Raw genomic sequence first — 17290 nt, 5'->3', positions numbered from 1 at the left:
GCGGCGCATAAAGCACAAAGCCACGGCGGACCATGGCTTTGGAGATATGGAACGGCAAGCGAAGGCTGTATCAGGCCGCGACGGTTTCCTGCTTCGGCGGCAGCGCGATCTCGTTGTTCACGCTGAACTGGTAATCCTCGAAGACGTGCTGGGCCGACAGGATCTGGTAGCTGCCGTCCGCCAGGCGGTGGGTGGTGTCCTTCAGGCGGTAGGTGAAGTGGCCACAGGTCCAGCAGTTGAAGTTGCGCATGTGGGTGCACAGGCAGGTCTTGTCGAACACCGTGATGTTCTTGCCGTCGGGGCTGGCCTGCACTTCGCGGTTGTACGAGTTGATGTAGGCGCAGTTGCCGGTGGCGTCCAGCAGGTAGCCGTAGGACTCGCAGCCCGGGCGGATGCCGGAGCCGATCGCCGGCGTGCTCTTGAGCATACGCATCGGGTAGCCGGTCGGCGACACGCCGTTGACGATGATGTCTTCCTCGCTGGCGCGGAAGTATTCCTGCTTGACCGCATCCGGCATGCCGCACTCGTGGGTGACGGTGAAGCGGGTCGCCACCTGCACGCCGCCGGCGCCTTTTTCCAGGAAGGAGACCGCGTCCGAGCCGGTGAAGATGCCGCCCGCGGCGATCACCGGGATGTCGAGCTGCTGCTCGCGCATGTAGGCATGGATCTCGTCCATGATGGTGTGCAGGTCGTACTGCTTCCAGTCGTCGATGCCGAAGCCGAGGTGGCCGCCGGCCAGCGGGCCTTCGACGATGATGTAGTCGGGCAGGCGGTTCAGGCGCGACACCTTTTTCAGGAACAGCTGCAGTGCGCGCACCGAGGACACGATAATGCCCAGGAAGGTAGAGCGGAAGCGCGGGTGGTCCTTGATCAGATCGAAGGAACCCAGGTGCAGGCCGGCCGACATGGTGATGCCGTCGATGCCGGCGTCCATCGCAGCCGACAGGCGGGTGCGCAGGGTTTCCTTGGGCGCGTTCATGGTCAGCTTTTCCATGCAGTTCACGAAGATCAGGCCATCGCCTTTCTTCGCTTCCATGGTCGAGCCCACGTGCAGGCGGGTCGCTTCGGCCAGGCGGTCGAGGTCGAACTGGACCACCGCCTTGTTCATGTTGTTGATGTTGAACTTGTAGAGCTTGGTCTTATCCTTGACGAAGGTGGTGTCGAACTTGCGGTCCGACACGTCCTGCACCATCGCATCCGAGATGTGACCGATACCGCCGAGGCGGGCGGCCTCGAGGGCCAGTTCGGAGGTCGAGATGTCCACGCCCATCCCGCCGATCATGATGGGCACATATTCCTTGTTGCCCAGCTTCAGGCGGAAATCATCAACACGTTTCATTGCAATCCTTAAACCGCCGTAGTTCCCTACGCGTACATATGCATCGACAAGCCGCGCCTGTGCGCGGCCGTCATTCTACCCCAAGGCGGGGCGGGGTTTGCACAGCCAATATAGCTGCAAAGAAGCTCGTTAGAGCGCCTAACAATTTCCCCGATGGCTGCGTTGCATCGTCTCGCCGTACTGGCGTACTGTCTTCGACGATGCGCCTTGCCCTCGGGGTTTTGCTAGGCGCTCTTAGTCGCGGAAGTTGTTGAAGGCGAGCGGCAGGTCCTGCACGTCCTTGCGCAGCAACGCCATGGCGGCCTGCAGGTCGTCGCGCTTGGCGCCGGTGACGCGCACCGATTCGCCCTGGATGCTGGCCTGCACCTTCATCTTGCTTTCCTTGATGAGCTTGGTAATCTTCTTCGCGTCTTCGGTCTCGATGCCGTTGCGCACCTTGATGACCTGCTTGACCTTGTCGCCGCCGATCTTCTCGACCTTGCCTTCGTCGAGGAAGCGCACGTCGACCTTGCGCTTGGCCATCTTGTTGATCAGGACGTCCTTGACCTGGCCGAGCTGGAAATCGGAATCGGCCAACAGGGTCAGTTCCTTTTCCTTTTGCTCGACATTGGCCGAGCTGCCCTTGAAGTCGAAGCGGGTGGTGATTTCCTTGTTCGATTGTTCGACGGCATTCTTCACTTCGACCATGTCTGCTTCGCAGACAACATCAAACGATGGCATGGCGGTTTCCTTTTTTCTTGGTACTGCTGAATAGATGAATCCCTCTATTTTAACGGACAACACCTCCCGCAGGCCACCAGATTTGCCCGCACGGCAAGGGTCCGGGGCGGGCTTGCCTCTATAATGTCCAAAAAACACCCTGATGCCATGCAAGCCGACCTGCCCATCCTCGACGATTTTTCCCTCGCTTCCCTGAACACCTTCCGCATCCCGGCGCGCGCCCGCCATTACCTGCGGGTGAACGGCGCGGCGCAGCTCGAGGCCGTGCGGCGCGACCCGCTGCTTGCCGGCTTGCCGCGCCTGGTACTGGGCGGCGGCAGCAACCTGCTGTTCACCCGCGACTTCGACGGCATCGTCCTGCACATGGCGGGCCAGGGCAAGGAGCTGCTGGGCGAGCAGGACGGCCGCATCCTGGTGCGGGCCCAGGCCGGCGAGAACTGGCACGCCTTCGTCCAGTGGACCCTGGCCCAGGGACTGGGCGGACTGGAAAACCTGTCCCTGATTCCCGGCACGGTCGGGGCGGCGCCGATCCAGAACGTGGGGGCGTACGGGACAGAAACCAAGGACGTCTTCCATTCCCTGAGCGCCTACGACATGGCCAGTGGCGAAGTGCGCACGCTGGACGCTGCCGCCTGCCGCTTCGCCTACCGCGACAGCATCTTCAAGCATCCGGAAGGGCGCGAACTGGTGGTGCTGGACGTCACTTTCGCCCTGCCGGCGGCCTGGACGCCGAACCTGCGCTATGCCGAGCTGGCCAGGGCGGTGGAAGAGGCCGGATTGACCAAGCCGACGCCGCAGGAGATCGGGCGTACGGTCGAGGCGATCCGGCGGCGCAAGCTGCCTGATCCTGCCGAGATCGGCAATGCCGGCAGCTTCTTCAAGAACCCGGTGGTGTCGCGCGAACATTGCGCACGCCTGCTGGCCGAATTTCCACAGCTGGTGCACCATGCGCAGGCGGACGGCAGCGAAAAGCTGGCGGCCGGCTGGCTGATCGACCAGTGCGGCTGGAAGGGCCGGGCGCTGGGCGCGGCGGGCGTGTACCCGAAACAGGCGCTGGTGCTGGTCAACCTGGGCGGCGCCCAGGGCGAGGACGTGGTGCGGCTGGCGCGCGCGATCCAGGGAGACGTCAAGGCGCGCTACGGCGTCGAACTGGAGCCGGAACCGGTATTCATCTAGGGAGCATCGAGTGGAGGCGGGCATGATCAAGGCAGTCGTGACGGGCCACAGCCGTGGCCTGGGCGCCGCGGTGGCGGCGGAACTGGTGGCGCGCGGCATCCCCGTGCTGGGACTGGCGCGCGGACATGCGGAAATTGGCGAGGGCATGGAGCAGGCCGTGGTCGACCTGGGCGACGCCGAGGCCCTGGCCGCCTGGCTGGGCGGGCACACGCTGCGCTCCTTCCTGGCCGGCTGCGACACGGCGCTGCTGGTCAACAATGCCGGCGTGGTGACGCCGGTGGGGCCGCTGGCCGAGCAGGACCCGGCAGCGGCGCTGCGCGCGGCCATCCTGAACGTCGGCGCGCCGCTGGCCTTGTCCGCGGCCTTCGTGCAGGCGGCGCCGCAGGCCGAGCGGCGCATCCTGCATATCTCGAGCGGGGCCGGGCGCAGCGCCTACCCGGGCTGGAGCGTCTACTGCGCCACCAAGGCCGCGCTCGACCAGCATGCGCGGGCGGTAGCGCTCGACGGCGACCCGCGGGTGCGCTGCGTCAGCCTGGCGCCGGGCGTGATCGATACCGACATGCAGGCCGAGATCCGGGCGACGCCGGATGAAAAATTCCCGCTCAAGCAGCGCTTCGTCGACATGAAGGAAGGCGGGGTGCTGGTGTCGCCGGGCGATTGCGCCGCGAAGCTGGTGGATTGCCTGCTGGCGGAGCGCTTCGGGCACGAGCCGGTCGATGACCTGCGCAACAGCGCTTAGCGCAACAGCGCCTGGCTACTGCCAGGCCAGCATGGTCTCGAACAGGTCGGCCGGCACCGGCCGCGAAAACAGATAGCCCTGGGCATAATCGCAGCCGGCGCGGCTCAGGGCCGCGCACTGCTCCGGCGTTTCCACGCCCTCGGCGATGACCTTCAGTCCCAGCTTGTGGGCCATCACGATGATGGTCTCGGTGATCGTGCGGCTGAAGTTGTCGTGCACCAGTTCCTTCACAAAAGACTGGTCGATCTTCAGGTAGTCGATGTCGAGGCGCTTCAGGTAGCTCATCGAGGAGTAGCCGGTGCCGAAGTCGTCGATCGACACCTGCATGCCGCTCGACTGCAGCGCCGCCAGCTTGGCCAGCACCGTGTCCGACAGGTTCAGCAGCAGGCTTTCGGTGATCTCGACGTTGATGCAGCGCGGGCCCAGCCGGATCTCGTCCAGGTGGGCCACCCAGTCGGCGGCGTCGGCCTGGGCCTGGAACTGCACCGGCGACTTGTTGATGCTGACCTGGAAGTCGCGCGCCAGCATGTCCGACCAGCGCTTCGAATAGTGGGCCGCGGTGCGGAACACCCAGTCGCCGATCTCGTGGATCAGGCCGGATTCCTCGGCCACGCCGATGAAGGTATCCGGCGACAGCAGGGCGCCGGAAGCATGGCGCCAGCGCAGCAGGGCCTCGGCCTTGACGATCCGGTTCGAGGACAGGTCGACGATCGGCTGGAAATACAGTTCCAGCTGGTTGCCGGGGACTGCATTGCGCAGTTCGGCGAGCAGCTTGAGGCGCCGGATCGCGGCCGCCTGCATGTTCGCCTCGAAAAACGTCAGCTGGTTGCGCCCGGAGGACTTGGAGCGGTACATCGCGTGGTCGGCGTTGCGCATCAGTTCTTCCGGGTCGCGCGCGTCCTCGGGGTAGCGGGCGATGCCGATGCTGCCCGCGATGTAGAGGAGCTCCTGCTGGATCGGAAAGGGCTGGGCGAGCGCATCCAGGATCGCCTGCGCGACCGCCTCGACGTGGACCAGCTCGCGCGTTTCGCTCAGGATCACCGTGAATTCGTCGCCGCCGAGGCGCGCCACCGTATCGCCCTTGCGCACGCAGGCCTGGATGCGCTGCGCCGCCTCGACCAGCAGCAGGTCGCCAGCGTCGTGGCCGAGCAGGTCGTTGACCTCCTTGAAGCGGTCGAGGTCGATGAACAGCAGGGCGACTTCGCCGCGCTCGTCCTCGGCGCGCCGGATCGCCTGCTCGAGGCGGTCGCGGAACAGGGCCCGGTTCGGCAGGCCGGTCAGGGTATCGTAGTGGGCACGCCGTTCGAGCTTTTCGGTGAACTGGCGGATGGTTTCTTCGCTGTGCTTGCGGCTGCTGATGTCGTCGATGAAGCCATACCAGATGGTGCCGCCGTCAAGGCCCGGGGAGGGCGTGGCGATCACTTCGCGCCAGCAGCGCGCGCCGTCGGGCAGCTCGACCTGGAACTCGGCCCGTAGCGGCTGCATCCCGGCGGCCGAGCGCTCCAGGGCGCGGCGCAGGCGTACCTGGTGCTGCGGCACGATGCGCGCCGTCAGGCAGCCGAGGTCTGCCTGGATGGCGCTTGGCGCCAGCTCGAACAGCGTGTGCGCCATGTCGCTGATGAAGGGGCAGGCGAAGCTGCCGTCGGCCCGGTGCTCCAGTTCGAACAGGGCGCCCGGGACCTGCTGCGCCAGCTGGGCGAGCCGCTCGTGGCTCTTCTCCAGCGCCTGCCGCATGCGGTAGGCCTCGGTGATGTCGGTGATGGTGCCGATCATGCGCAGCGGCTGCCCCTGCGCATCGCGTGCGACGACGCTGCCGCGCGAGCGCACCCGGATCCAGTCGCCGGTGAAGCGGCGGATCCGGTATTCGCAGGTGTAGAGCGGTTCGTTGCCGGCCAGGTAGCGCTCGATGCAGCGCCGCACGTGGGCATTGTCGTCGGGGTGGATGCGGCTGGTCCAGATCTTCGGCGTGGCGCCGTCCGGGTTGCCGCTGGCGCCCATGATCTCCTTCCACTTGGCCGAAAAGGTGACGGAATTCTCGTCCATCCGCCAGTCCCAGACGCCTTCGCCGGTCCCGTTCAGGGCCAGCACCAGTCGCTCTTCCTCGCGCCGCAGCGATTCCGCCAGCCGCCCCTGGGTGGCGAAGGCTTCCTCCAGCGCACGGTGGGCCTGCTGCAGCTTTTCCTCGCGGTTGATGACGTCGGAAATGTCGTGCACGGTGCCCACCAGGTCGGTGCAGCGGCCGGCGGCGTCGAACACGGGCGTGATCGAGACCCTTCCGACCTTGCGGCCGGCCGGGTAGTCGCTGTGTTCTTCCCAGCGCTGGGTCTGGCCGGTACGGATCGCGGTGCGGTAATGATCGAGCACCATCGACAGCGAAGGTTCGGGGATGACTTCGTCGACGGTCTTGCCGATGACCTGTTCGGGCGTGAGCTGGGTGGCCTTGTAGAAGGCCGGGTTGACGTAGGTAAAGCGAAAGGTATCCCTTCCCTCGACCGCGTACTGGTAGACGACGTCCTCGATGTTGCGGTAGATGATGGCGATCGCGTCGGCCTGGGGCGTGGCCGGCCGCGCGGCGGGCGGGCTTGTCGTTGGGCCGCCGCTGACATGCGCCTGGAAGCTGTCGGTGTCGTCTTCGGGGGACATGGGCGCTCGATGGTGGGCAGGACCGGATATTCTAGCGCGAAGGAGAGGAACGGGCTGTTCTGGTGTTCAGGCGGCAATAGTGGGGTAGAGATCGTGCCAGGCGGGGTTGGTGGATTGGATAAGGTTGATTTTCCAGTTGCGGCGCCATTTCTTGATCTGTTTTTCGCGGGTAATGGCGGCGATGATGTCGGTGTGGATTTCGTACCAGACCAGCTGGTGTACGTGATGGGTTTTCGTGAAGCCCTCGACAAAGCGTTCATTGTGCTGCCATACGCGGCGGATGAGGTCGGACGTGACGCCGATGTAGAGTGTGCCGTAACGACCGCTGGCGAGGATGTAGACGAAGGAGTGCTTTCCCATCGGCGTATTGTCGGCCGACCACTGCATTTGCCGCTGATGGTACGCAAAAAATTGGACTCCCGCCTGCGCGGGAGCGACGGTCTTTGGGTTGGTGGTTTGTAGAACGACCGCATCCGATCAAATTGCTAGCGCATGCACGTCGTTCCCGCGAAGGCGGGAACCCAATTTTTCACGCGTTCACATAGCCTGCACCCATGAAAAAAGCCGCCTGGAAAGGCGGCTTTCGATGAGCACGTTACAGCTTACTTGCCGCGGGCCGCGCGTGCCTTCGCAGCGATGCGCATGCGCAGCGCGTTCAGCTTGATGAAGCCGCCCGCATCCGCCTGGTTGTAGGCGCCGCCGTCTTCATCGAAGGTCGCGATGTTCATGTCGAACAGCGAATCGGTCTTCGAATCGCGCGACACCACGATCACGTTGCCCTTGTAGAGCTTCACGCGCACCCAGCCGTTCACGGTCTGCTGGGTGTGGTCGATCAGGGTCTGCAGCGCGACGCGCTCCGGGGCCCACCAGTAGCCGTTATAGATCAAGGAAGCATAGCGCGGCATCAGGTCGTCCTTCAGGTGCGCCACTTCGCGGTCCAGGGTGATCGATTCGATCGCACGGTGGGCCTTGAGCATGATGGTGCCGCCCGGGGTCTCGTAGCAGCCGCGCGACTTCATGCCGACATAGCGGTTTTCCACCAGGTCGAGGCGGCCGATGCCGTGCTTGCCGCCCAGGCGGTTCAGCTCGGTCAGGACTTCGGCGGCGCTCATGCGCTTGCCGTTCAGGGCCACGATGTCGCCCTTTTCGTATTCGATGTCGAGGTACTCGGCTTCGTTCGGCGCCTGTTCCGGCGACACCGACCAGCGCCACATCGATTCCTCGGCTTCCGCGCTCGGGTTCTCCAGGTGGCGGCCTTCAAAACTGATGTGGAGCAGGTTGGCGTCCATCGAGTAGGGCGCGCCGCCGTTCTTGTGCTTCATGTCGATCTCGATGCCGGCATCTTCCGCGTACTTCAGCAGCTTCTCGCGCGACAGCAGGTCCCACTCGCGCCACGGGGCGATGATCTTGACGTCGGGTTTCAGCGCGTAGGCGCCCAGCTCGAAACGCACCTGGTCGTTGCCCTTGCCGGTCGCGCCGTGCGAGATGGCGTCGGCGCCGGTCTCGTTGGCGATCTCGATCAGGCGCTTGGCGATCAGCGGACGCGCGATCGAGGTGCCCAGCAGGTATTCGCCTTCGTACACAGTGTTCGCGCGGAACATCGGGAACACGAAGTCGCGCACGAATTCTTCGCGCACGTCGTCGATGTAGATGTTTTCCGGCTTGATGCCGAACTTGATCGCCTTGGCGCGCGCCGGCTCCAGTTCTTCGCCCTGGCCGAGGTCGGCGGTGAAGGTGACGATTTCGCAGTTGTAGTGATCCTGCAGCCATTTCAGGATGACCGAGGTGTCGAGGCCGCCGGAGTAGGCGAGGACTACTTTTTTAATGTCGCTCATGGAAGATTCCAGTGTGGAGGGGGAGGTGGGGTCGGGATGGTCAGCCGGCCCTTGCGGGCCGACGATCAAACTAAAGGTTGTGGGTGATGAAATTACTTGTCTTCGATACGGCCGAGCAGCAGGTACTCGATCAGGGCTTTCTGCACGTGCAGGCGGTTTTCCGCCTCGTCCCAGACGACCGACTGCGGGCCGTCGATGACGCCGGCCGATACTTCTTCGCCGCGGTGCGCCGGCAGGCAGTGCATGAACAGGGCGTCGGAGGCGGCACGCGCCATCTTGGCTTCGTCCACGATGAAGCCGTCGAAGGCCTTCATGCGCTCGGCGTTTTCCTTCTCGTAGCCCATGCTGGTCCAGACGTCGGTGTTGACCAGGTGCGCGCCTTCGCAGGCGTCCGACGGGTTGTCGAACAGGGTGTAGCGCTGGGTGGACACCAGCTTCGGATCCAGGTCGTAGCCCTTCGGCGTGGAGACGTTCAGGTGGAAGCCGAACACCTCGGCCGCCTGCAGCCACGAGTACAGCATGTTGTTGGCGTCGCCGATCCAGGCCACCGTCTTGCCGGCGATCGGGCCGCGGTGCTCGTAGAAGGTGAAGATGTCGGCCAGCACCTGGCAGGGATGGTGTTCGTTGGTCAGGCCGTTGATGACCGGGACGCGCGAGTTGGCGGCGAAGCGTTCGATGATCTCCTGGCCGAAGGTGCGCACCATGATGATGTCGCACATGCGCGACATGACCTGGCCCGCGTCTTCCACCGGCTCGCCGCGGCCCAGCTGGCTGTCGCGGGTGTTCAGGTAGATCGCGGCGCCGCCCAGCTGGTGCATGCCGGCTTCAAAGGAAAGGCGGGTACGGGTCGAGCTCTTCTCGAACACCATCACCAGGGTGCGGTCGACCAGCGGGTGGTAGACCTCGTAGGCCTTGAACTTGCGCTTGATGACCTTCGCGCGCTCGATGACGTATTCGAATTCGTCCGCGCTGAAGTCGGAGAACTGCAGGAAATGCTTGATGGGCTTTGCGACTGGCATATCGTCTGTGCGTCTTTGCTTGAGTGTTATCCCTTGAATTATAAGGGTTTTTGCTTTCCCTTAGGGAAAGCGGATGAAAAAGTCAATAGAGAGTCTGCGATGATTCGTGCAGCAGCTGCGCATACAGCTCGTGCCGCATCTTCGCGATCCTGCCTTCCCCGACCGCGCCCAGCACCGCGCATTGCGGCTCAGCCAGGTGGCGGCAGTTGTAGTACTTGCAACCGCCGAGATAAGGCTTGAACTCGACGAAGGCGCGTTCCAGCATGCCTTCGGTCAGGTGGTACAGCCCGAATTCCTGGAAGCCGGGCGAATCGATGATCGAGGCGCCGCCGGGCAGCCAGTACAGGCGCGTGAAGGTGGTGGTGTGCTTGCCGGTGTCCAGGGCTTCCGAGATCTCGCGCACGGCGATGTCGGCGTCCGGCACCAGGAGGTTGATCAGGGACGACTTGCCCATGCCCGACTGGCCGATGAAGATCGAGGACTGGCCGGCGAGCAGCGGCATCAGGGTCTCGACCGCGTGCTCGGGCCGTTCGCGGGCCGACAATTCGTGCACCGGATAGCCGAGCGAGGCATACAGGCCGGCGCGCTCGCGGGCGCGCGCCAGCGGCTGCTCCACGTCGACCTTGTTCAGGATGATGTGGGCCTCGATGCCGGCGGCCTCGGCCGCCACCAGCGAGCGCGAGACCAGGTCGTCGGCGAAGCTCGGCTCGGTGGCGACGACGATGAACAGGCGCGAGATGTTCGCTGCCAGCAGCTTCGACTTGTACTGGTCCGAGCGGTAGAGCAGGGTGGTACGGTCGGCGATCTTCTCGATCACGGCCTGGTCGTTCGACGTGCGCTTGAGAATCACGACGTCGCCCACCGCCACGTTGGTCTTCTTGCCGCGCGTGACGCATTGCAGTTTCTCGCCGTTCGCATCGGCCAGGTAATGGCGGCCGTGGGCCGCGATGATGGTGCCGGTCAACTCGCTCATGCGCTCGGGCCTTGCACGTAGATCGCGTCCGCCCGGGCGGCGCAAATAAAATCGTTGTCGCTCAGCGCGCCGCCGGCCGAGTGGGTGGTGTAGGCCACCGTGCAGCGGCGGTAGCCGACCGTCATCTCGGGGTGATGGTTCTGCGCTTCGGCCATGTTTGCTATCGCGTTCACGAAATCGATGGTGGCGCGGTAGTTCGCAAACGTGAACGCGCGCGCGATGGTGCCGTCAATGGCCTGCCATTCGGGCACATCGAGCAGGCGCGCCCCGATCGTGGAAGGATCCAGCGCCGGCGCGCCGTGAGTGCAGTGTTGGTCAATGAGCTTCATGCGGCCGCCATGGTCAGGTGTTTCACCCGTACCGAAGCCGGCGGGTGCGAATCGTAGAAGGCCGAGTGCAGCGGGTCCGGCGTCAGGGTCGAGGCGTTGTCCTCGTACATCTTGACCAGGGCCGACACCAGGTGGCTGCTATCGGTGTGCTTCGCGGCGAAGGCGTCCGCCTCGAACTCGTGCTTGCGCGAGGTGATGGAGCTGAGCGGCGAGAGCACGAAGGTGAACACCGGCAGCACCAGTGCGAACAGGATCAGGGCCATGCCGTCGTTCGACGCGTTCATCATCGGCAGCACGCCCAGGCCGGTGTAGAACCAGGCCTGGTTCTTCAGGTAGCCCAGCAGCGCCAGGAAAGCCAGCGACAGCGCGAACATCACCACGATGCGCTTGACGATGTGGCGCAGCTTGAAGTGGCCCAGTTCGTGTGCCAGCACGGCTTCGATCTCGTGCGGGTCGAGGCGCGACAGCAGGGTGTCGAAGAAGACGATGCGCTTGTTGCTGCCAAAGCCGGAAAAATAGGCGTTGCCATGCGCGCTGCGCTTGCTGCCGTCCATGACGAACAGTCCTTTCGAGGCGAAGCCGACGCGTGCCATCAGGCCTTCGATGCGCTCCTTCAGGCTCGCATCCTCGAGCGGGGTGAACTTGTTGAACATCGGCGCGATCACGGTCGGGTAGAGCACCATCATCAGCAGCTGGAAGCCGCTCCATACGCACCAGGCCCACAGCCACCACAGGTCGCCGCTACGCTCCATCAGCGCCAGGATCACCCACAGCAGCGGCAGGCCGATCACGGCGCCGACCAGCAGGCCCTTGAACATGTCGGCGATCCACAGGCCGGGCGTCATCTTGTTGAAGCCGAAGCGCTGTTCCAGCACGAACTGGCGGTACCAGTCGAAGGGCAGGTCGAGCAGGCCGGATACGATCGCGAACGCCACCACCAGGGCCATCTGGTGCGTCATGCCCGGACCGGTGAGGCCCAGCAGGGCGACCGACAAGGCCTGCAATCCGCCCAGCAGGGTGAAGCCGATCAGCACCACGCCGCCCCACAGCATCGAGGCGATGCCGAGCCGGGTCCTGGCCACCGTATAGTCGGCCGCCTTCTGGTGCGCCGCGAGCGGCACCTTTGGCGCAAACTCGGCCGGTACGCTGGCGCGGTGGCGCAGCACATGCCGGATGTGCCGGTTGGCCAGCCAGAAGCGCACGCCCAAGGTCAGCGCAAAGAATACGACGAACAAAACCGAAAACCCGAGTGAAGACATGCTGTGCCTGTGAGAAAATGCAGGATTACGCGAAAACTCAACGCGTCTAACAAAACCACCAGGGCAAGGCGCATCGTCGAAGACAGTACGCTAGTACGGCGAGACGATGCAACGCCGCCATGGTGGGAATTGTTAGGCGCGTAAATAAACAAAGAGAGAATTATGTCACAAGCTACACAAACCGAAGGCGCTGCCGCGCCTGTGCGCCCGAACGAATTCAACCTGGTCTGGCTCGACATGGAAATGACCGGCCTGGACCCGGACAACGACCGCATCATCGAGGTGGCCGTGGTCGTCACCGATGCCGACCTGAACATCATCGCCGAAGGTCCGGTGTTCGCCATCCACCAGTCGGACGAAACCCTGGACAAGATGGACAACTGGAACAAGGGCACCCACGGCCGCTCGGGCCTGATCGACCGCGTCAAGGCCTCGACCGTGACCGAAGCCCAGGCCGAGCTGGAGCTGATCGCCTTCCTGAAGCAGTACGTCCCGGCCAACAAGTCGCCGATGTGCGGCAACTCGATCTGCCAGGACCGCCGCTTCATGGCGCGCGGCATGCCCAAGCTGGAAGCCTTCTTCCACTACCGTAACCTGGACGTGTCGACCCTGAAGGAGCTGTGCCGCCGCTGGAAGCCCGAACTCGCCTCCGGCTTCAAGAAGCACCAGAAGCATACCGCGCTGGCCGACATCGTCGAGTCGATCGAGGAGCTGCGTTACTACCGCGAGCACTTTATCAAGTTGTAATACCTGCCTTGCCTGTCTTGCAAAAATGCATCTCGGGCAAGAAAGGTGTGCGACAATCGGCCCATGTCCTCTCCCTCGCACACCATGGACGACGGCATGCGCATGCGCATCCACCGTCATGACTGGAGCCAGACCCCGCTCGGTCCGCCGGGGGAATGGTCGCCGGCCCTGCGCACCGCCGTGGACATGGTGCTGCACTCGGCCTTCCCCATGTTCCTGGCCTGGGGCCCGGACCTGATTTTCATCTACAACGACGCCTATGTGCCGCTGCTCGGGCAGAAGCACGGGCGCGCGCTCGGCGAGCGCTTCTGCGACCTGTGGGCCGAGGTCTGGAAGGACATGGTGCCGCTGATCGACCGCGCCCTGTCGGGCAAGCCGGTCTACTTCGAAGACATGCCGATGACCGTGATGCGGCGCGGCTATCCTGAACGCGCCACCTTCACCTTTTCGCATGCGCCCCTGATCGGCGACAACGGCCAGGTGGCGGGCCTGTTCTGCACCGTGATGGAAACCACGCGCCGTGTCGCCAGCGAGCGCCGCGCGGCCTTCGAGCTGACCGTGTCTGACGCGCTGCGCCCGCTCGCCTCGAGCGAGGAAGTGATCGCCACCGCCAGCGCGCTGCTGGGCGGCGAGCTGCACGCGGACCGGGTGGTGTACGCCGAGATGAACGAGGCGACGGGACGCTTCTCGGTGCCGCGCTGGTGGGCGCGCGACGGCCGCAAATGGACACAGCCCAGTTTCAGCCTCGACGAATTCGGTCCCGCGGTGGGCGCGGCGCTGCGCGCGGGCGACGTGGTGCGCATCCACGACACCGCGCGCGACGTGCGCACCATGGGCTACCGCAGCGCCTACATCGCCGACCGCATCGGTGCGCTGCTGGTGGTGCCGCTGGTCAAGTCCGGGCGGCTGACGGCCTGCCTCGGCATCGATTGCCTGCTTGCGCGCCACTGGAGTGACGACGACCTGCAGCTGGCGCGCGACGTTGCCGAGCGTACCTGGGCGGCGGCCGAGACCGCGCGCGCCCAGGCCGCGCTGCGCGCCGAACGCGACCGCAGCCGCAACATCTTCGACACCATCGCCGAAGGCTTCGCCGTGTTCGACGCCGACTGGAACATCGTCGAGATGAACGCCGAGGGCCTGCGCCTGTGCCGGGCCACGGCGGATGAGGTCATCGGGCGCAATCACTGGGAGGTCTTCCCCAATACGGTCGACATGGAGATGGGCCGGATGTACCGCGAAGTGATGCGCACCCGGGTCGCCTCCGCCGCGATCTATTTCGACATCTTCCCCGATGGCCAGCGCATCTGGACCGAGGTGCGCGCCTACCCGATGCAGGACGGCAGCATCGCCTCCTTCTTCCGCGACATCACCGACCGCAAGCTGGCCGAGGAAAAGCTGGTCGAGGCCGACCGCCGCAAGGACGAGTTCCTGGCGATGCTGGCGCACGAGCTGCGCAACCCGCTGGCGCCGATCAGCGCCGCCGCCGAGCTGCTGCGCATCGGCACGCTTGGCGAGGAGCGGGTGCGCCAGAGCAGCAACATCATCGGTCGCCAGGTGCGCCACATGACGCGCCTGGTGGACGACCTGCTCGACGTCTCGCGCGTGACGCGCGGCCTGATCACGCTCGAGCGGGCCGAGATCGGCATGCGCGGCGTGGTGCAGGAAGCGGTGGAACAGGTCAGGCCGGCCATCGAGGCCAGGCGCCAGCGCCTGTCGGTGCACCTGCCGCCCTCATGGGCCCTGGTGGAAGGGGACAAGGCGCGCCTGGTGCAGGTGGTGGCCAACGTGCTCGGCAACGCCACCAAATATACGCCGGAAGGCCGCGAGATCGACCTGCGCGCCGAGGTGCGCGGGGATGGCGCCAAAGGCGCGCTGGTGATCAGCGTGCGCGACGAAGGCATCGGCATGGACCGCGAGCTGAGCGCCAGGGTGTTCGACCTGTTTACGCAGGGCGAGCGCTCGTCGGACCGTTCGCAGGGCGGCCTCGGTCTCGGCCTGGCACTGGTGCGCAACCTGGTCGAGCTGCATGGCGGGATGGTCGGCTGTTCGAGCCCGGGACCGGGCAAGGGCAGTACCTTCGTCATCACGCTGCCGCTGTTGTGCGAGGCCGCTCCCGCGCCGCTGCCGCAGGCGCCCGTGCCGGCGGCGAAGGCCGGCTCCTTGACGGTGCTGGTGGTGGACGACAACGTGGATGCCGCCGAGACGCTCGGCCTGCTGCTGGCGGCCCACGGCCACGAGGTGGTGGTCGAGCACGAGCCGCTGCGGGCGCTGGAGCGCGCCAGGACGGTAGCGCCCGACGTCTGCCTGCTCGACATCGGCCTGCCCGGGATCGACGGCCACGAACTGGCGCGCCGCCTGCGCGCCCAGCCGGAAACCGCGGCGAGCGTGCTGGTGGCCATTACCGGCTACGGCCAGCAGCAGGACCGCGACGAGGCCTTCGCCGCAGGCTTCCGGCATCACGTGGTCAAGCCGGTCGATTTCGACGCGCTGGCGCGCCTGCTGGACAGCGTGCAGGCGTCGCCGCACAACGCCTAGTCGCTTACTTGACCCGGTAGGCCGCGCACAGCTTGTTGCCGTCCGGGTCGCGCACGTAGGCCAGGTGCAGCGCACCCAGGCTGCCGTTGCGCAGGCCCGGCGCTTCCTCGATCGACGTACCGTCGTGCGCCACCGCGACGTCGTGGAACTGCTAGCAAAAACGTGCACAAAAGTATGCAGCGTTCTCTTCCTGCCCCGAGCCTTCCTGCTGACCGTGCTCGTGCCTGACAGGCGTGACTTTCCCGCCTCCCGCCGGCACTAGGCCGGCGGCAGTGCCCGGCGTCGCCGCCGGACTCGCCACGGGTAGCGCCGTTGCCGCCGCGAGGGCGCCGGTGGCGAGCCGTTGCAAATTGATGGCCGCGTTGACGTCGCGGTCGTGGCGCGCGCCGCATCCGGCGCATGTCCAGGCGCGCTCGCCCAGGGCCAGGGTGGCGTTGCGCACCCCGCAGCCCGAACAGAGCTTGCTGGACGGGTACCAGCGGTCGGCCAGCACGATCAGGGTGCCGTAGCGCGCAGCCTTGTACAGCAGCTGGCGACGGATCTCGTAAAAGCCGACATCCGAGATCGCGCGGGACAGCCTGGCGTTGGCCAGCATGCCGCCCACGTTCAGGTCCTCGATCGCCACCGCTTGGTTCTCGCGGCAGAGGCGGGTCGTGAGCTTGTGGGTGAAGTCCTGGCGCACCCTGGCAATACGAGCGTGTAGGCGAGCCAGCGCCTGCGCTCCCTGGATGCAGTTCTTCGAAACGGGCAGGCGTGTACCTTTCGGGATCCGGCCTGCGATCCCGGCCAGTGCCTTTGCGGCCTCCAGCTTGCGCGACAGGCGCCGGCCCCGGATGCGCAGGCGCCGCAGCGCGGCGGTCAAGGGACGCGGCGCCGCGATCTTCTCGCCGCTGGCGAGCGTGGCGGCCGCGCTCACGCCGAGGTCGACGCCGGTGACGCCGTGGCCGCTGCGAGGCAGGCGCGCTGTCGCGTCGGGTACCTCGACCTGGACGCACAGGAACCAGTGATCCGCTTCGCGCGCGACGCTCGCGCCCAGGATGCGCCCAGGCCAGCGCAGCGCTTCGCACAGCGCCACCCGGCCGACCCTGGGCAGCACGGCGGTGCTTCCCTCGATCCTGAACTTGTCGTTCGCCAGGTAGAACACATCGCGGCAGCGCCCCTTTTTCTTGAATACCGGCGGGTATGCCGGCGTTCCTGCACGGCGCTGCTCGAAGTAGCGGCTCCAGGCCCTGGCGAGGTTGGTGAAGGGCTGCGCATGGGCGTCGCGGTGGACGGTGCGCAGCCAGGGCCGGCCGTTCTCGTCAAGCCAGGCCGGGTCCGCATACTTGATCCGGTTGAACTGCTTTTTGAGCGCCATCGCATTCGGCTTGCAGCCTGCGGCGGCCTGGCGCTGCCATTCGGCGAGCGCCCAGTTCCAGACCCGGCGCGCAGTCCCGGCCGCGCGCGCGAAATAGCCGCGTTGTTCAAGCGTGGGGTCAATCCTGATCCGGTGCGCCAGCAGCATCGTGACTCTCCAGTGCCGCGCGCAGCTGGCGCTCGGTATACCGACGGCGGTTGCTGGCGGTGCGCGCCGCCGGGACCAGTCGTCCCTCACGCTCCCAGCGCTGCAGCGTCTTGACCGTGATTCCCAGCCGCTTCGCTGCGTGTCCAATCGCTAAAGTGCTTTCCATGATCATTATTCGACACGTGGGTGCACATTAAGTTCGACTAGGGTCTAGCTCCTTGACCTGCTCGGGCGAACTGCACTTGAAGCCGATGGTGCCGCCGTTGGCCGGCGTCGCCGCTTCCCCATTGATCGGCTCGCTGATGCCGAAGCTGCTGCCATCGTGGCGGTAGAACAGCCGCTTGTGGCCGCTCGGCGCCTCGTTGCGGAAACCTTCGCCCGCACCCAGGACGCCCAGGACAGCATCGTAAAAACGTTTCGAGCGCTCGATATCGTTCGAGCCGACCATGACGTGATTCAGCATTGTCTTTCC

The 17290-nt window shown here is 65.4% G+C and carries 16 protein-coding genes and 1 pseudogene; 4 read left to right on the top strand and 13 right to left on the bottom strand.

Going from position 1 to position 17290, the window contains the following annotated elements; all coding sequences use genetic code 11:
- Window positions 1-70 precede the first annotated feature (70 nt).
- A complete protein-coding gene (locus tag YWC_RS0115590) occupies window positions 71-1339 on the bottom strand; it encodes a nitronate monooxygenase (RefSeq protein WP_027866217.1) in 1269 nt (422 codons plus the stop codon).
- 234 nt (window positions 1340-1573) lie between these two features.
- Complete coding sequence (locus tag YWC_RS0115585; RefSeq protein ID WP_027866216.1) at window positions 1574-2059, bottom strand: YajQ family cyclic di-GMP-binding protein; 486 nt, start codon at window positions 2057-2059, stop codon at window positions 1574-1576.
- A 147-nt stretch (window positions 2060-2206) separates the two neighbouring features.
- Between YWC_RS0115585 and murB the strand changes: the two genes are divergently transcribed.
- Together murB and YWC_RS0115575 are read left to right on the top strand one after the other, a co-directional pair.
- Window positions 2207-3235: a UDP-N-acetylmuramate dehydrogenase gene (murB, locus tag YWC_RS0115580; RefSeq protein ID WP_027866215.1), complete on the top strand. Its 1029-nt coding sequence runs from the start codon at window positions 2207-2209 to the stop codon at window positions 3233-3235.
- 22 nt (window positions 3236-3257) lie between these two features.
- Entirely contained in the window at window positions 3258-3974 is a 717-nt protein-coding gene (locus YWC_RS0115575) for an SDR family oxidoreductase (RefSeq protein ID WP_036214533.1), read from the top strand.
- 15 nt (window positions 3975-3989) lie between these two features.
- On the opposite strand, the gene YWC_RS31620 is transcribed toward YWC_RS0115575, so the two are convergent.
- The 7 genes from YWC_RS31620 to YWC_RS0115540 form a co-directional block, all read right to left on the bottom strand.
- The gene (locus YWC_RS31620; RefSeq protein ID WP_051306490.1) at window positions 3990-6617 is read right to left on the bottom strand and encodes a sensor domain-containing protein; all 2628 of its coding nucleotides are present in this window, start codon (window positions 6615-6617) and stop codon (window positions 3990-3992) included.
- Window positions 6618-6683: 66 nt separating this feature from the next.
- On the bottom strand, window positions 6684-7004 hold the full coding sequence (locus YWC_RS0115565) for a GIY-YIG nuclease family protein (protein ID WP_229413120.1): 321 nt from the start codon (window positions 7002-7004) through the stop codon (window positions 6684-6686).
- A 215-nt stretch (window positions 7005-7219) separates the two neighbouring features.
- A complete protein-coding gene (locus tag YWC_RS0115560) occupies window positions 7220-8452 on the bottom strand; it encodes an argininosuccinate synthase (RefSeq protein WP_027866212.1) in 1233 nt (410 codons plus the stop codon).
- Between the two features lie 92 nt (window positions 8453-8544).
- Complete coding sequence (gene argF, locus YWC_RS0115555) at window positions 8545-9471, bottom strand: ornithine carbamoyltransferase (RefSeq protein WP_027866211.1); 927 nt, start codon at window positions 9469-9471, stop codon at window positions 8545-8547.
- Between the two features lie 82 nt (window positions 9472-9553).
- The gene (rsgA, locus tag YWC_RS0115550; RefSeq protein WP_027866210.1) at window positions 9554-10444 is read right to left on the bottom strand and encodes a ribosome small subunit-dependent GTPase A; all 891 of its coding nucleotides are present in this window, start codon (window positions 10442-10444) and stop codon (window positions 9554-9556) included.
- Entirely contained in the window at window positions 10441-10773 is a 333-nt protein-coding gene (locus tag YWC_RS0115545; protein ID WP_027866209.1) for a 4a-hydroxytetrahydrobiopterin dehydratase, read from the bottom strand. The genes rsgA and YWC_RS0115545 overlap by 4 nt, the downstream gene beginning before the upstream one ends.
- The gene (locus YWC_RS0115540; RefSeq protein WP_027866208.1) at window positions 10770-12032 is read right to left on the bottom strand and encodes a M48 family metallopeptidase; all 1263 of its coding nucleotides are present in this window, start codon (window positions 12030-12032) and stop codon (window positions 10770-10772) included. Before YWC_RS0115540 ends, YWC_RS0115545 begins: the two co-directional genes overlap by 4 nt.
- A gap of 162 nt (window positions 12033-12194) precedes the next feature.
- Here YWC_RS0115540 and orn point away from each other — a divergent pair, with 162 nt between their 5' ends.
- A complete protein-coding gene (gene orn, locus YWC_RS0115535; RefSeq protein ID WP_027866207.1) occupies window positions 12195-12779 on the top strand; it encodes an oligoribonuclease in 585 nt (194 codons plus the stop codon).
- A 63-nt stretch (window positions 12780-12842) separates the two neighbouring features.
- The gene (locus YWC_RS29575; protein WP_229413119.1) at window positions 12843-15314 is read left to right on the top strand and encodes a hybrid sensor histidine kinase/response regulator; all 2472 of its coding nucleotides are present in this window, start codon (window positions 12843-12845) and stop codon (window positions 15312-15314) included.
- Window positions 15315-15318: 4 nt separating this feature from the next.
- On the opposite strand, the pseudogene YWC_RS29570 reads toward YWC_RS29575, so the two are convergent.
- The 4 genes and pseudogenes from YWC_RS29570 to YWC_RS29560 all read right to left on the bottom strand — a co-directional run.
- Window positions 15319-15462: pseudogene (locus YWC_RS29570) on the bottom strand (VOC family protein); the annotation flags it as partial.
- A gap of 3 nt (window positions 15463-15465) precedes the next feature.
- On the bottom strand, window positions 15466-16818 hold the full coding sequence (locus YWC_RS0115520) for an RNA-guided endonuclease InsQ/TnpB family protein (protein WP_027866206.1): 1353 nt from the start codon (window positions 16816-16818) through the stop codon (window positions 15466-15468).
- The gene (locus YWC_RS32115; protein ID WP_211238975.1) at window positions 16790-16984 is read right to left on the bottom strand and encodes a MerR family DNA-binding transcriptional regulator; all 195 of its coding nucleotides are present in this window, start codon (window positions 16982-16984) and stop codon (window positions 16790-16792) included. The genes YWC_RS0115520 and YWC_RS32115 overlap by 29 nt, the downstream gene beginning before the upstream one ends.
- Before the next feature lie 27 nt (window positions 16985-17011).
- The gene (locus YWC_RS29560; RefSeq protein WP_307176355.1) at window positions 17012-17281 is read right to left on the bottom strand and encodes a VOC family protein; all 270 of its coding nucleotides are present in this window, start codon (window positions 17279-17281) and stop codon (window positions 17012-17014) included.
- Window positions 17282-17290: the final 9 nt, after the last annotated feature.

It is taken from the genome of Massilia alkalitolerans DSM 17462 (genome assembly GCF_000427785.1).
Classification (GTDB): domain Bacteria; phylum Pseudomonadota; class Gammaproteobacteria; order Burkholderiales; family Burkholderiaceae_D; genus Telluria; species Telluria alkalitolerans.
This window is presented reverse-complemented; position numbering and strand designations above follow the sequence as displayed.